Raw genomic sequence first — 560 nt, 5'->3', positions numbered from 1 at the left:
GCCCGGTACAATACCGGACTCACTTTTATCAAGCTGCCTAATCAAATAACCGTGTCTAACTTTTAGGGGTCACTTCATTTCGATGCTCTATTTTCCTTTTGCAACAATCACACGAACTACTTTCAATGCAAGAAGTAAAAGACCGTTCACTATCGCTGCAATTCCTAAAGAGACCGCTATCATCAGCTCTCCCATTCCATTATTCAATACAAACATAACAGAAGAAATAACAGCCAAAATAAACAATATTAACGTTGGTATATATTTAATAACAGGCTTCTTATATGATTTTTTTGAAAGAAGAAAGGTAATTACTAATGTCATAATGATCACAAAATATACTACAAATAAGAAAATCATATGAAAGCCTCCACTATTCCTAAACTATGAAAAAGATAAAAGAAGTTAAAAATTATGGTTCTGGTGCAAAAATAAAATACAAGGGCATAAAGCGCATATATTCCTCATGGAATGGAATCGTATCTTATCCTGCAAGTCCAAATAATTGATGGATGAATGCTTTCTGATTTTGAACAGACTGGTCCCGTAAATCAATCTGT

Annotated in this window: 1 protein-coding gene; it reads right to left on the bottom strand. The window is 33.6% G+C overall.

Features of this window, described 5'->3' with window-relative positions; translation table 11 throughout:
* Positions 1-87: 87 nt before the first annotated feature.
* Entirely contained in the window at positions 88-360 is a 273-nt protein-coding gene (locus DOS87_RS00480; RefSeq protein WP_098577833.1) for a sugar ABC transporter ATPase, read from the bottom strand.
* Positions 361-560: the final 200 nt, after the last annotated feature.

This window comes from Bacillus sp. CR71, from assembly GCF_003429245.1.
In the GTDB taxonomy this organism is placed as follows: Bacteria; Bacillota; Bacilli; order Bacillales; family Bacillaceae_G; genus Bacillus_A; species Bacillus_A thuringiensis_S.
This window is presented reverse-complemented; position numbering and strand designations above follow the sequence as displayed.